The 14,288-nt window shown below is 41.0% G+C and carries 11 protein-coding genes; 8 read left to right on the top strand and 3 right to left on the bottom strand.

What is annotated here, in order from left to right; genetic code table 11:
• Positions 1–9: 9 nt before the first annotated feature.
• The 4 genes from aguB (at position 10) to A0739_RS03335 (ending at position 3,450) form a co-directional block, all read left to right on the top strand.
• Positions 10–885 (top strand): N-carbamoylputrescine amidase, encoded by an 876-nt coding sequence (aguB, locus tag A0739_RS03350; RefSeq protein WP_061587065.1) that lies wholly within the window; start codon positions 10–12, stop codon positions 883–885.
• 144 nt (positions 886–1,029) lie between these two features.
• Positions 1,030–1,767, top strand: coding sequence for a TraX family protein (locus A0739_RS03345; RefSeq protein WP_061587064.1), 738 nt, complete (start codon positions 1,030–1,032; stop codon positions 1,765–1,767).
• A gap of 106 nt (positions 1,768–1,873) precedes the next feature.
• A complete protein-coding gene (locus A0739_RS03340) occupies positions 1,874–2,572 on the top strand; it encodes a response regulator transcription factor (protein ID WP_061587063.1) in 699 nt (232 codons plus the stop codon).
• Positions 2,572–3,450, top strand: coding sequence for a sensor histidine kinase (locus A0739_RS03335; RefSeq protein ID WP_061587062.1), 879 nt, complete (start codon positions 2,572–2,574; stop codon positions 3,448–3,450). Before A0739_RS03340 ends, A0739_RS03335 begins: the two co-directional genes overlap by 1 nt.
• Positions 3,451–3,488: 38 nt before the next feature.
• On the opposite strand, the gene A0739_RS03330 is transcribed toward A0739_RS03335, so the two are convergent.
• From A0739_RS03330 to A0739_RS03320, 3 genes are all read right to left on the bottom strand, one after another.
• Positions 3,489–4,241, bottom strand: a complete 753-nt coding sequence (locus A0739_RS03330; RefSeq protein WP_061587061.1) for an ABC transporter permease — start codon at positions 4,239–4,241, stop codon at positions 3,489–3,491.
• Between the two features lie 10 nt (positions 4,242–4,251).
• The gene (locus A0739_RS03325) at positions 4,252–5,160 is read right to left on the bottom strand and encodes an ABC transporter ATP-binding protein (RefSeq protein WP_061587060.1); all 909 of its coding nucleotides are present in this window, start codon (positions 5,158–5,160) and stop codon (positions 4,252–4,254) included.
• A 142-nt stretch (positions 5,161–5,302) separates the two neighbouring features.
• Complete coding sequence (locus A0739_RS03320; protein ID WP_061587059.1) at positions 5,303–6,112, bottom strand: Cof-type HAD-IIB family hydrolase; 810 nt, start codon at positions 6,110–6,112, stop codon at positions 5,303–5,305.
• 146 nt (positions 6,113–6,258) lie between these two features.
• On the opposite strand from A0739_RS03320, the gene A0739_RS03315 reads away from it, so the two are divergent.
• From A0739_RS03315 to addA, 4 genes are all read left to right on the top strand, one after another.
• Positions 6,259–6,720 (top strand): MarR family winged helix-turn-helix transcriptional regulator, encoded by a 462-nt coding sequence (locus A0739_RS03315; protein WP_061587058.1) that lies wholly within the window; start codon positions 6,259–6,261, stop codon positions 6,718–6,720.
• Entirely contained in the window at positions 6,713–7,132 is a 420-nt protein-coding gene (locus tag A0739_RS03310; protein WP_061587057.1) for an EVE domain-containing protein, read from the top strand. Before A0739_RS03315 ends, A0739_RS03310 begins: the two co-directional genes overlap by 8 nt.
• A 106-nt stretch (positions 7,133–7,238) precedes the next feature.
• A complete protein-coding gene (rexB, locus tag A0739_RS03305) occupies positions 7,239–10,514 on the top strand; it encodes an ATP-dependent nuclease subunit B (RefSeq protein ID WP_061587056.1) in 3,276 nt (1,091 codons plus the stop codon).
• Positions 10,511–14,164 carry a helicase-exonuclease AddAB subunit AddA gene (gene addA / locus A0739_RS03300; RefSeq protein ID WP_061587055.1) on the top strand — a complete coding sequence of 1,218 codons (3,654 nt, stop codon included), beginning with the start codon at positions 10,511–10,513 and terminating at the stop codon, positions 14,162–14,164. The genes rexB and addA overlap by 4 nt, the downstream gene beginning before the upstream one ends.
• The last annotated feature ends 124 nt before the right edge of the window (positions 14,165–14,288 follow it).

The following is a 14,288-nucleotide window of genomic DNA, read 5'->3' as shown; positions in this document are numbered from 1 at the left end:
GAGAAAAAGATGAGAAATGTAAGAGTTGCAGCCATTCAGATGCAATGCGCTAAGGATGTGGCAACAAATATCCAAACAGCTGAACGTTTAGTACGTCAGGCTGCAGAACAAGGCGCACAAATCATCCTCTTACCCGAGTTGTTTGAACGCCCCTATTTCTGTCAGGAACGCCAGTATGACTACTACCAATATGCTCAGTCAGTGACAGAAAATACAGCCATTCAGCATTTTAAAGTGATTGCTAAGGAACTAAATGTTGTTTTACCGATCAGTTTCTATGAAAAAGATGGCAATGTCTTGTATAACTCTATCGCTGTCATTGATGCTGATGGGGAAGTGCTGGGCGTTTATCGGAAAACCCACATACCAGATGACCATTATTATCAAGAAAAGTTTTACTTTACGCCTGGTAACACTGGCTTCAAGGTCTGGGATACTCGCTACGCTAAAATTGGGATCGGTATCTGTTGGGATCAATGGTTCCCTGAAACAGCGCGCTGTCTTGCGTTAAATGGTGCAGAATTGCTCTTTTATCCTACAGCCATCGGTTCAGAGCCAATTCTGGATACGGATAGTTGTGGACATTGGCAACGTACGATGCAAGGACACGCAGCAGCAAATATTGTCCCAGTCATTGCAGCCAATCGTTACGGTTTGGAAGAAGTCACTCCTAGTGAGGAAAATGGTGGACAGAGTTCCAGTCTTGACTTCTACGGTTCGTCCTTTATGACGGATGAAACAGGAGCTATTCTAGAGAGAGCTGAAAGACAAGGTGAAGCTGTTCTATTAGCCACCTATGACCTGGATAAGGGAGCAAGTGAACGCCTCAACTGGGGACTGTTTCGTGATAGAAGACCAGAAATGTACCAACGGATTACCGACTAGAAGGTCAATTTCATAATAAATTTTTGATATTCACGCCTGTCTTACAAAAATGTAAGATAGGCTTTTTAAATGTAAGATGGGTGTACGATTATACGTAGAAATGTATGCTATACTCTATGTAGATCAAAAAGAAAGAGGTTTATTATGAAAAAATGGAATGCGACGCAGTTGAAGTATCTGATGGCGGCAGTAATGGTTCTAGACCATATCCCTCATATCACAGGAATCGTTTCTCCTATATGGGAAGGTATTTTTCACGCCTTGACCCGTTGTGTGGGAGTTTGGTTTGCCTATATGGCTATGGAAGGATTCATCCATACTCGGAATTTGAAAAACTACCTCATCCGCCTTTGGAGTTGGGCGATTATCATGTTTGCTGGAAATAGCCTACTCAATGCCCTATTTGCATCCAAAGGAGTAATGGTAAATAACAACATTTTCCTGACTTTGGCCATCGGTGTCACCATGCTTTGGATTGGTTTTCCCAAAAAAGAGTTGGATAAAAAGGAGAAGTTGTGGCGTCGGATTGGAGTTGCTGGACTCTTGATTTTCGGTTGTCTTTTTACTGAGGGTAGTATCACCATGCTACCATTTCTCTTGATTAGTTACTCTTGTCGAAATCGCAAGGGATTGCGAAATCTCCTATATGCTATTCTGTGGGCCTTCTTGTTAGTGACTTCCATCCATATTTACAACACTTGGCACCAAACACTAGAAATGATGCTTTACAATTCTGACTGGCTCTTTATCACTGTCTTTCCTTTTATGGCACTTTATAATGGGGAGCGTGGGGAACAAACTATATGGAATAAGAATTTCTTTTATATTTTCTACCCGGTTCATCTATGGATTATAACCTTGATTGCTTATTGGGTTAAGTAAATTCAATATTCGTTAGCTCCTTCTTATTTAAAATGTGAGAGGAGCTTTTCTGTATCTGGAATTCCCAACAAAACATGTTATAATAGTTTTAGAAAGGACGAGGTTTATGGCGAGCATACTTGTAATTGAAGATAATAATGACATCCAGGAAATTTTAAGAACCCTTCTTACTGAAGAACACGAGGTGATACAAGCCTTTTCTGGCACAGAAGGTATCATGCAATTTGACAAAGGTGGCATTGATCTCGTTTTGCTAGATATCATGCTCCCTGGGAAAAATGGCGACCAAGTCTTGCAAGCTATTCGACAAACTAGTCAGACTCCAGTTATCATGCTCACTGCTTTGAGTGATAAAAAGCTTATCAGCCAATATCTATTAGACGGTGCCAATGATTATGTAGTAAAACCTTTTGATTTGGACGAAGTCTTTGCCAGGGTCACTGTGCAATTACGCCAAAGTGGTGAACATCAGTCAGAAAACAGCAGAAAAACTGAAAACCTCCTACAAAACTTTAAAAATATCCAGTTCGATGCGGATAGTTTTGAAATAAGTAGCACAACTGCAACCATTCGCCTTGCAAAGAAAGAGTGCCAGATTCTTCAAATGTTGCTCCATTATCCTAAAAAAATCTTCACCAAGGAAGAACTCTATGAATTGATTTGGGAAGAAAGTTACCTGCCTGGAGACAATACACTCAACACCCATCTAAGCAATCTCCGTAAGAAACTACATCAACTGGATCCAAATCACGAATACATCGAAACCATTTGGGGGGTTGGTGTTCGATTAAAAGGAGACAAGTAATGATTTACATTTTGATATCAATATTGCTCCTCATTAACATCATTTTGGCGATTTCTTTGATTCGCTATCATATAGCAATTAGAGATTTAAGCAGACAAATCGAAGAGAAGATTCGCTCTGGTAGCATGAAGAGGATCGGTGTAAATTTCTTTTCAAAGACCATTTTGCGTCTACATAACCAAATTGAGAATCTATTTCAAGAAGTGGAACAGAATCAGCTAATCATGAAGCGTGAAAAACACACCCTAGATATGGCAATCAGTAACATTGCTCATGATATTCGGACACCTTTGACAATCGCATCAGGATATACTCAGCAACTAATAAAACATCCCGATAATAGTTCAGAAACCTTAAATAAAATAGCCCATCATCAGGATTTGGTTTCCAAACGTTTGGAAGCTCTTCTTGAATACCGTCATTTGATGGAAGGAGCAGTCAAACCGAAACTGGAAGAACTTGATTTATCAACTTTTATAACGAAAAAGACTTTAGCTTATTACGATGTTTTTCAATCTTCACAGATTGTTCTTGATTTTAACGTTGAACCAGGATTGAAAACGGCGACTGATGAGGACTTGCTTGATCGAATTATACAAAACCTCCTTGGAAATGTTCTCAAGCACGGCAAGGAGGAGGCTCGACTTTCTTTGAAAAAGAAAGAAAATAGGCTTGTTTTACAAATCGATAATATTGTCAAAAAACCTATCAAAAATATAGACAACCTCAGCAATCGTTTTTATTCTGAAAATATGTCAGATACCGAAGAATCCTCTGGTTTAGGTCTCTATATTACTGAGGAATTAGTTCATCTTCTTGGAGCAGACATGAAGCTAGCCACTGATGGTGAATGGTTTTCGGTCTTTATTTATTTTTAACAGAAGAAACCTCCTCTATATCCTAGAGGAGGTCCTTTTTATAAGCTTTTCTTCTTGAAAATAGTCAGCCCACTGAAAGAGAAAAAAAGTATGACCGTTACGCAAACCGTGATGGTATAGAGAATAGCTTGACTATTAGTAGTCATAGCATAGGCAAAATCTAGAATTAAATATCGTAGAATTTCAATATCTGGGAAAACAAGCATTGGAATAGAAATGACGATAGAGCTAATCAGATAACCAATAAATACGGCAAGATAAGAATGAGTTAGGTAGAGAATAAAGGAAACAATCGAAAGCCAAGCGAGAAGGCAGAGAAATTGAAGGGAAATCGTCAAGAGGAGATTGGCAATAAAACCATCAGGCATTGTACCAAGTCCGTTTAGTAGAGTCGCGGGAATAAAGGCAATCACAAGACTGGTGATGAGTTGTAAGAGAGCGATACTTGCTAGAACAAAGAATTTAGCAAGGAAAAATTCTGTACGAGAAACGCCAACTGTCAAACTATTTTTATAGAGCTTACCGATTAAATCGACTCCAAGAACTAAACATGTTAGTATAATACAGAGGAAAACGAGGTTTGAGCCGTTATTTGACGCGTTGATTAGAGCTTCCATCCCATTCCAACCATGGGTAGGAATCTCGGGTGGTGCTGGCTGAACTGACATTAGATGCCCTGTAGCGCCAATAGTGGCACCCAGTAACATAAGTACAAAGAGAATGAATTCTGTAATCCAGAATCCTTTGGAGCGGAAAAGACGGTAAAAATCTGCTTGAATGGTATGTATCATGATTTTTCTCCTATTCTACCAATTGTGTGAAGTATTCTTCTAGGTTTTGACGGGCAAAGTATATCTCATCAATAGCAACATCGGCCAAAGTTAGTTTCTTAAGAATCTGTTTGACATCTTGTTCATTACCAAAGATATGGATTTCATTTTCAGGGTTTACAACCTTAAACTGGAGTTGGATTTGTTCTTTCAATACCTGACAAGCTCTTTCTTTGTCGCTTGTTTTAAGCACAATATAATCCTCACTCAGTGTTTCAAACTCAGCTTTACTAATTTCACGGATAATCTTACCTTGATCCAGAATACCAAAGCGATTAGCTAGGAGATAGAGCTCTGACAAGATATGGCTAGAGATGAGAATGGTTATGCCTTTTTCTTGATTGAGTCGCTGGATCATGAGGCGAAATTCTTTGATCCCAATTGGGTCGAGACCGTTAATAGGTTCATCAAGAATCAGGAAATCAGGTTTGGATAGAAGCGCAATGGCGATACCAAGCCTTTGTTTCATTCCTAGTGAGAAATCACGAAAGACTTTTTTACCTGTATCTGACAAACCTACATAGTCCAGTGTTTCTTGAATGACTTTATCAGCATTTGGAATATGACGTATCATACAATAATATTTCAGATTCTGGTAGGCTGTTAAGTGATTATGGGCTACAGGCGATTCGATAACAGAACCCACTCGAGATAGAGCCTTGGTCCACTCATTTTGTTCTTGACTAGAAAAGAGGGAAACTGTACCTTTGTCAGCAAACAATAATTGTGTAATGATTTTGATAAGAGTAGTTTTACCTGCTCCATTTTTTCCGATTAGACCATAAATATCTCCCTCTTTTATGGTTAGACTAAGATCTTGAAGAATAGCTTGGTTACCAAATTGTTTGGTCAGTCCATGAATTTCGAGTACTGTTTTCATGATTTTCTCCTTTTGATTTATTTTTCTAACTTTAGTATAAGCTATAGAAATCAAAGAAACATCAAGTAATTCTAAAGAGTTTCTAAAGTTTTGTAATTCTTAAAAGAAACAAAACCCAGTTGACATGAACTGGGCTTCTCAATTATAAAATATACTTCTCAATGGCACGCGCGACGCCTTCTTCTTCATTGCTTGTTGTAACGTCATTGGCTAAGGATTTGACATGGTCGCTGGCATTTCCCATTGCAATGCCAAGTCCTGCAAACTGAAGCATTTCGATATCGTTATTGGCATCGCCCATGGCCATAATTTCTGAGGGCTCGATCTTCAAAATCGCTGCTAGTCGAGAAAGAGCAGTAGCCTTTGTTGTTCCAAGTGGCATGGCTTCATAAATGACAGGCTGCGAACGAACGCCGCTAAATCGTTGGCAGAGCTCCTCAGCAAACCGCTGCTCAAAATCGTCTGTTTGTTCTTCGTTGCCCAAAAACATGCCTTGGAACATACGATACTTGCCACTAGTCGCTTCTTCAAGAGAAATTTCAGTCAGGTCTGAAAAGACTAGCTTGGCATCATTTTGAACGATTTGATTAGGCTTGCCACCGAGTACAAAATAATGTTCCTCATCAAAAAGGGTCAACTGGACGTCGCTTTTTTCTGCTAGGTCATAGAGGTATTCGATGTCAGCTGGACTGAGTTCTTGCCAGTCAACTAGCCCCCAGTCACTGGTCTGGTGGGTTGAACAACCGTTATTGACGATGACATACTCATTCTGAAGGTCCAGTCCCAGTTTTTTGTAGTAAGGAAGGACACCGAAAAGCGGGCGACCTGTACAGAGAACCAGTTTGACACCTTTTTCAATGGCTTGGTGAATGGCAGTAATGTGGGCTTGTGGAATTTCCTTGGCTTCATTAAGGAGGGTTCCGTCCATATCCAAGGCTAGTAGTTTAATCATAAGACTTCCTTTTCTAGGTGTTTTGCTTTTATTATAGCATATAGACTATAAAATGTCTGACAGAATTGTAAAATTCAAGCTTCCTTTTCTTGAAAAACAAAATAAATTCTTATATAATATGTATACTTAATATTCAAGGAGAAAAAATGTCAAAGTATCACTTTAATTCAATTTACAAAAATGATGAAACAGAGTCTACAGGTCTTCTGTTCATCAAAGTCTACAACAAATGGGAAAGCAATTTAAAAAGAGTTTTGAAATCAGTTGGACTCACTTTGCCTCAATTTATCGTTTTGACTTCGCTTTTGTTTCTGTCTAATAGAGAGGAATATGTAACGCAAGTTGATATAGCTCGGTTCACTGGTATGGATGTCATGACGGTTTCCCAGATTGTTAGACTACTGGAGAAGAAAGACTACATTAGACGCGATCAACACCCAAAGGATAGTCGGGCAAAACTTGTCTCAGTGACGAAGTCTGGCGCGGAGAAGGTCAATCAAGCTTTACCCTTAGTAGAAGGGATTGATGAAAAATTTTTTGAAAAACTTTCTAACGATAGAGAAAGTTTTAATAGCATGTTAGCAGTGTTGGAGGATAAAAATGCCTAGATATTGGGTCGGAGTTGTTTCGAAGAACCATGTTTTAAGAGGAGTTGAAGGAAATTTTTGTCAGGTCTGTCATGGAAAGGGCGGTCCCTTAAACCGTATGAAAAAAGGTGACTATCTTTTATACTATAGTCCGAAATACGATATGAACAGTCAAGATAAATTACAGGCTTTTGTAGCCGTAGGTAAAATTATAGATGACAAAGCCTATCAAGTAGAGCAGTTTGAAGGATTCTATCCTTTTAGAAGAAATGTCGAGTATTATCCACCAGTCAAAGATTGTTCCATAGAAATAGCCAGACAACATCCTGAATGGAAAGACTATACTTCTCGACTTCGTTATGGGCATTTTGAAGTTTCCAAAGACTTTTTTCTCTATATCTTTCAGCATATGAAAGTGGATGATGAAGCATGATTGATTTGCTAATTAAATGATTGACAACTAGAATTTTGGATTTGGACTGTGAAGCGAACTTTGCTATAATAGAGTAAGAAACTTTGATAAAGCAAACGAGGCTGAGATGAAATTACTGTATACTGATATTCGGACTTCTTTGACAGAAATCTTGACCAGAGAGGCAGAAGAGCTGGTTGCTGCTGGTAAGCGGGTTTTCTACATTGCTCCCAACTCTCTTTCTTTTGAAAAGGAACGCGCCGTGCTGGAATGCTTGACCCAGCAGGCTTCTTTTGCGATTACCGTCACGCGTTTTGCTCAGATGGCTCGTTACCTGGTTTTAAATGATTTGCCTGTCAAGACCAGTCTTGATGACATCGGTCTTGGGATGGCTTTTTATAAGTGCCTTGCGGAACTCGATTCCAAGGATTTACGTGTTTATGGTGCGATTAAACAAGATCCTCAATTTATCCAGCAGTTGGTTGAACTTTATCATGAGATGACGACCGCTCAGATGAGCTTTTTGGACTTGGAAAGTTTGACGGATGAGGATAAGCGGGCAGACTTACTCTTGATTTTTGAGAAAGTGACTGCCTATCTTAATCAAGGTCAGTTGGCTCAGGGAAGTCAGTTGTCCCATTTGATTGAGGCTATTGAAAATGGCAAGGTAAGTAGTGATTTTAGTCAGATTGCATTGGTCATTGACGGTTTTACCCGTTTTTCTGCTGAGGAAGATCGTGTAGTGGATCTACTCCATCGCAAAGGTGTTGAAGTTGTTATTGGGGCTTATGCAAGCAAGAAAGCCTATACCAGTCCTTTCACTGAAGGTAATCTCTATCAAGCCAGTGTGGAATTTCTTCATCATTTGGGGGCAAAATACCAAACACCTGCTCAGGATCTTTCTCAGATACATGAGAAGATGGATTGTTTTGACAAGGCTTCTCGTTTGCTGGAGTCTTCTTATGATTTTTCAGAACTCACTTTAGATGTCGACGAGAAAGACCGTGAAAATCTGCAAGTTTGGTCTTGTTTGACACAAAAGGAAGAGTTGGAGTTGGTGGCTCGCGCTATTCGTCAGAAATTACATGACCATCCAGACCTGAGTTACAAGCATTTCCGTATTCTCTTGGGTGATGTGGCTTCTTATCAGTTATCACTGAAAACTATTTTTGACCAGTACCAGATTCCTTTCTATCTAGGTAGAAGTGAATCCATGGCTCACCACCCTTTGACTCAGTATGTGGAGTCTATTTTGCGTTTGAAACGCTACCGTTTTCGTCAGGAAGATTTGATTAATCTCCTCAGAACTGGTTTGTATACTGACCTTAGCCAAGCGGATATTGATGCTTTTGAGCAATATCTCCGCTATCTTGGCATCAATGGCTTGCCATCTTTTCAGCAGACCTTTACCAAATTCCACCATGGAAAATTTGATTTAGAGCGTTTAAATTCTCTTCGTCTGCGAGTTTTGGCGCCACTTGAAACCTTATTTGCCAGTCGGAAGCAAAAGACTGAAAATCTCTTGCAAAAGTGGAATACTTTTCTAAAAAATGCTGCTTTAAGCAAGCAGATGCAAGACTTGACAGCTACTATGGAAACTCTAGAACAGGAAAGACAAGCCGAAGTTTGGAAGGCTTTCTGCCATGTTTTAGAACAATTTGCGACGGTTTTTGCTGGTTCACAAGTTAGTCTGGAGGACTTCCTAGCCTTGCTCCATTCTGGGATGAGTTTGTCCCAGTATCGCACCATTCCAGCAACTGTTGATACTGTTCTGGTGCAGAGTTACGATCTTATTGCTCCTCTGACCGCTGACTTTGTCTACGCCATTGGGCTGACTCAGGATCATTTACCAAAAATTGCGCAAAACACCAGCCTGTTAACAGACGAAGAAAGACAAAGCCTAAACCAAGCGACTGAAGAGGGAGTGCAATTACTGATTGCAAGTAGTGAAAACCTCAAGAAAAATCGCTATACCATGCTTTCTTTAGTCAATGCTGCTCGTAAGCAGTTGGTGTTATCCGCTCCAAGTCTCCTCAATGAAAATGAGAGCAAGGAATCGGCCTATCTTCAAGAGCTAGTCCATTTTGGATTTAGCCGGATGGAGAAGAAGATTCATCAAAAAAGTCTGTCTATGGATGATATGGGGTCTTATCACAGTCTCTTGTCTAGTCTCGTTGCCTATCACCAGCAGGCAGGTTCTAGTGAAAATGAGCAAGATGTGACCTTTGTCAAGGTTCTAGCGCGTGTGATGGGAAAAAAACTTGATCAAAAAGGTCTTACAAATCCAGCACTCCCAACTAGCCCAAGCAGCAAGCCATTAGAGAAAGAGACCTTGCAGGCTCTCTATCCAGCTGACAAGGAGTTTTACCTGTCTACTTCTGGTTTAACGGAGTTTTACCGCAATGAATACAGTTATTTCCTCCGTTATGTCTTAGGTTTGCAGGAAGAATTGCGCCTTCGTCCTGATGCTCGCAGTCATGGGAATTTCTTGCACCGTATTTTTGAACGTGCCTTGAAACTACCTGCTGAAAATCCATTTGACCAACGCTTGGAACAAGCTATTCAAGAAACCAGCCAAGAACGCGAATTTGAGGCTATTTATCAGGAAAGTTTGGAAGCCCAATTTACCAAGGAAGTTCTACTTGATGTCGCGCGAACTACGAGCCACATCCTTCGGCATAATCCAGCTATCGAAACCATCCAAGAGGAGGCAACATTTGGTGGCAAGGATCAAGCCTTTATTCAATTGGATAATGGTCGGAGTGTCCATGTGCGAGGCAAGGTTGACCGTATTGACCGCCTGAAAGCTGATGGAGCGCTGGGAGTGGTGGACTACAAGTCTAGTCTGACTCAGTTCCAGTTTCCTCATTTCTTTAATGGGCTTAATTCCCAGTTGCCAACCTATCTTGCTGCCCTAAAAAGAGAAGGGGAGCAGAACTTTTTTGGTGCCATGTACTTGGAAATGGCTGAGCCTGTCCAATCTTTATTAGCTGTTAAAAGTCTGGCAGGAGCAGTAGCAGAAGCCAGCAAGTCTATGAAATACCAGGGACTCTTTTTAGAGAAAGAAAGCAGTCACTTGGGTGAGTTTTACAATAAAAATAAGGCCAACCAGCTGACAGACGAGGAGTTCCAGCTCTTATTGGACTACAATGCCCATCTTTACAAGAAGGCTGCTGAAAAGATTCTAGAAGGCCAGTTTGCCATTAATCCATACACAGAGAACGGCAGAAGTATTGCCCCGTACGTCCAGCAACACCAAGCCATTACAGGATTTGAGGCTAATTACCACTTGGGACAAGCCCGTTTCCTTGAGAAATTAGAGTTGTCTGACGGCAAGCGTCTAGTTGGAGAAAAGCTCAAGCAAGCTTGGTTTGAGAAAATGAGAGAGGAGTTGAATCGATGAAGCCCATTTCCTTTTTAACTGAGGAAGAGATTCAAAAATTGCAAGAAGCAGAAGCGAATTCGAGCAAGGAACAAAAGAAAACTGCCGAGCAAATCGAAGCCATTTATACGGCAGGGCAAAATATCCTAGTTTCAGCGTCTGCTGGTTCAGGGAAAACCTTTGTCATGGCCGAGCGTATTCTGGACCAATTAGCACGTGGTGTGGAAATCAGCCAACTCTTTATCTCGACCTTTACCGTCAAGGCTGCTACAGAACTCAAGGAACGTTTGGAGAAAAAAATCAGCCAACAAATCCAAGAAACCGATGATGTCGATCTCAAACAACACTTGGGACGTCAATTGGCAGATCTACCAAACGCTGCCATTGGAACCATGGACTCTTTCACACAAAAATTCCTTGGCAAACATGGCTATCTGATTGATATCGCACCGAACTTCCGTATTCTACAAAATGAAAGTGAACAGTTACTCTTAAAAAACGAAGTTTTTCATCAGGTTTTTGAAGACCATTACCAAAGTGAAAATAAAGAGAAATTTAGCCGTTTGGTGAAGAACTTTGCTGGGCGTGGCAAGGATGAACGTGGTCTGCGCCAGCAAGTCTACAAAATTTATGATTTCCTTCAATCCACCAGTAGCCCCCAAACATGGCTGAACGAGTCTTTTCTCAAAGGGTTTGAAAAAGCTGACTTTGCAAATGAGAAAGACAAACAAACTGAGCAAATCAAGCAGGCGCTTTGGGACTTGGAAAGTTTCTTCCGTTATCATCTGGATAACGATGCCAAGGAGTTTCCAAAAGCTGCCTATTTAGAAAATGTGCAGCTGGTTCTGGATCAAATTGGCTCCTTAAATAAAGAGTCCGATAGCCAGGCTTATCAAGCAGTTCTTGCGTGTATTGTCGCCATCTCGAAGGAGAAAAACGGTCGAGCTCTGGCTAACTCCAGTCGTAAGGCCGATTTGAAACCACTGGCTGATGCCTATAACGATGAGAGAAAGGTCCAGTTTGCTAAACTAGGACAACTGTCAGACCAGATAACCATTCTCGACTATCAAGAACGTTATCATGAAGCCACTTGGCAGCTAGCTAAAACCTTCCAAACCTTTATGAGTGATTTTGTGGAGGCTTATCGTGAACGTAAACGCCAGGAAAATGCCTTTGAATTCGCTGATATCAGTCATTTCACCATTGAGATTTTAGAGAATTTCCCACAAGTTCGTGAGACTTATCAGGAACGATTCCACGAAGTCATGGTCGATGAGTATCAGGATACCAACCACATTCAAGAACGGATGCTGGAATTGCTGTCGAATGGTCACAATCGCTTTATGGTGGGGGATATCAAACAGTCCATCTACCGTTTCCGTCAGGCAGACCCGCAGATTTTCAATGAAAAATTCCAACGCTATGCGCAAAATCCTAAAGAAGGAAAGCTGATTTTGCTCAAGGAAAATTTCCGTAGTAGTTCAGAAGTGCTATCAGCAACCAACGATGTATTTGAACGTCTCATGGACCAAGAGGTCGGCGAAATCAACTATGATAGCATGCACCAGCTTGTTTTTGCCAATACCAAGCTGGCTCCTAATCCAGACAACAAGGCAGAATTTCTCCTCTACGATAAGGACGACAGCGAACAAGAGGAGGAAGAGAGCCAAACAGATACGAAACTAACTGGGGAAATGCGCCTAGTTATCAAGGAAATCCTGAAGCTTCATCAGGAAAAAGGTGTTGCCTTTAAAGAAATTGCTCTTTTGACTTCTAGTCGCAGTCGAAATGACCAGATTCTCCTCGCCCTGTCTGAGTACGGAATTCCAGTTAAAACCGACGGTGAGCAAAACAATTATCTCCAATCCCTAGAAGTACAAGTCATGCTGGACACCATGCGCGTCATTCACAATCCCCTGCAAGACTATGCCTTGGTTGCCCTGATGAAGTCCCCTATGTTTGGTTTTGATGAGGACGAGTTGGCACGCTTGTCCCTTCAGAAAGCAGAAGATAAGGTCCAAGAAAATCTCTATGAGAAACTGGTCAATGCTCAAAAACTGGCAACAAGTCAGAAAAACTTGATTCATACAGCTCTAGCTGAAAAACTCAATCAATTCATGGATATTTTGGATTCTTGGCGCTTATATGCCAAAACCCACTCTCTCTATGACTTGATTTGGAAGATTTATAATGACCGTTTTTATTATGACTATGTTGGAGCTTTGCCAAATGGTCCTGCAAGACAGGCTAATCTCTATGCTTTAGCTTTGAGAGCAGACCAATTTGAAAAGAGTAATTTCAAAGGCTTGTCTCGTTTTATTCGAATGATTGATCAGGTTTTGGAAGCACAGCATGATCTCGCAAGCGTGGCAATAGCTCCGCCTAAGGATGCGATAGAACTTATGACCATTCATAAAAGTAAAGGACTGGAGTTTCCTTATGTCTTTATCCTCAATATGGATCAGGACTTCAACAAGCAAGACAGCATGTCAGACGTCATTCTCAGCCGTCAAAATGGGCTTGGTGTCAAATACATTGCCAAGGTGGAAACAGGAGCAGTGGAAGCACACTATCTTAAAACCATCAAACTCTCCATTCCCAGCCTTACCTATACCCAGAATGAAGAAGAATTGCAACTGGCTAGATATTCAGAGCAGATGCGTCTGCTGTATGTTGCCATGACGAGGGCGGAGAGAAAACTTTATCTTGTCGGTAAGGAGTCTCGTGAAAAGCTGGAAGCAAAGGAATATCCAGCAGCAAACAATGGAAAATTAGATGGCAATACCAGACTGCAAGCAAGAAATTTCCAAGATTGGATCTGGGCTATCAGTAAAGTATTTGCCAAGGACAATCTCAACTTTAGCTATCGTTTTATTGGTGAAGACCAGTTGACTAGAGAAGCTATCGGAGAATTGGAAAACAAGAGCCCTCTCCAAGATAGCTCTCAAGCAAGCAACCGCCAGTCAGAAACCATCAAAGAAGCTCTGGAAATGCTGAAAGAGGTGGAAGTTTATAATAGTCTCCACCGCGCAGCCATTGAGCTTCCTAGCGTTCAAACCCCAAGCCAAATCAAGAAATTCTACGAACCCGTTATGGATATGGAAGGGGTAGAAATTACTAACCAAACTCAATCAACTGAGAAGAAAATCAGCTTTGATTTGCCAGATTTTTCAACTAAAGAAAAGGTAACTGGAGCTGAGATTGGTAGTGCCACTCACGAACTCATGCAGAGAATGGACCTTAGTCAGCAACCAACACTTACTAGCCTGACAGAAACTCTCAAACAAGTTCAGACTAGTCCAGCAGTCAGAGACAGGATCAATCTTTCTAAAATTCTCGCATTCTTTGATACAGCACTTGGTCAGGAAATTCTCGCTAATACCGACCATCTCTACCGCGAGCAACCTTTTTCTATGCTCAAGCGGGACAAAAAAAGTCAGGAAGACTTTGTTGTTCGTGGGATCTTGGACGGCTATCTACTTTACGAGGACAGAATTATTCTTTTCGACTATAAGACAGACCGTTACGATGAACCAAGTCAACTTATAGACCGCTATCGCGGTCAGTTAGCCTTATATGGAGAGGCTTTATCTAGAGCCTATTCGATTGAAAATATTGAAAAATACTTGATTTTACTCGGCAAAGACGAGGTTCAAGTTGTAAAAGTATAATTTATACTCTTCGAAAATCTCTTCAAACCACGTCAGCTTCACCTTGCCGTATATAGGTGACTGAATTCGTTAGTTCTATCCACAACCTCAAAACCATGTTTTGAGCAACCTACGGCTAGCTTCC

It is taken from the genome of Streptococcus oralis (genome assembly GCF_001588645.1).
GTDB lineage: Bacteria > Bacillota > Bacilli > Lactobacillales > Streptococcaceae > Streptococcus > Streptococcus oralis_AB.
The sequence above is the reverse complement of the archived record's forward strand: the minus strand, read 5'-3'. Positions and strand labels throughout refer to the sequence as shown.

What these genes read in the sequence shown, in the direction of transcription:
- A0739_RS03335 (WP_061587062.1), top strand. Translation starts at nt 2,572, where the DNA reads ATGATTTACATTTTGATATCAATATTGCTCCTCATTAACATCATTTTG.
- A0739_RS03345 (WP_061587064.1), top strand. Translation starts at nt 1,030, where the DNA reads ATGAAAAAATGGAATGCGACGCAGTTGAAGTATCTGATGGCGGCAGTA.
- A0739_RS03320 (WP_061587059.1), bottom strand. Translation starts at nt 6,112, where the DNA reads ATGATTAAACTACTAGCCTTGGATATGGACGGAACCCTCCTTAATGAA.
- A0739_RS03340 (WP_061587063.1), top strand. Translation starts at nt 1,874, where the DNA reads ATGGCGAGCATACTTGTAATTGAAGATAATAATGACATCCAGGAAATT.
- A0739_RS03310 (WP_061587057.1), top strand. Translation starts at nt 6,713, where the DNA reads ATGCCTAGATATTGGGTCGGAGTTGTTTCGAAGAACCATGTTTTAAGA.
- rexB (WP_061587056.1), top strand. Translation starts at nt 7,239, where the DNA reads ATGAAATTACTGTATACTGATATTCGGACTTCTTTGACAGAAATCTTG.
- aguB (WP_061587065.1), top strand. Translation starts at nt 10, where the DNA reads ATGAGAAATGTAAGAGTTGCAGCCATTCAGATGCAATGCGCTAAGGAT.
- A0739_RS03315 (WP_061587058.1), top strand. Translation starts at nt 6,259, where the DNA reads ATGTCAAAGTATCACTTTAATTCAATTTACAAAAATGATGAAACAGAG.
- A0739_RS03325 (WP_061587060.1), bottom strand. Translation starts at nt 5,160, where the DNA reads ATGAAAACAGTACTCGAAATTCATGGACTGACCAAACAATTTGGTAAC.
- addA (WP_061587055.1), top strand. Translation starts at nt 10,511, where the DNA reads ATGAAGCCCATTTCCTTTTTAACTGAGGAAGAGATTCAAAAATTGCAA.
- A0739_RS03330 (WP_061587061.1), bottom strand. Translation starts at nt 4,241, where the DNA reads ATGATACATACCATTCAAGCAGATTTTTACCGTCTTTTCCGCTCCAAA.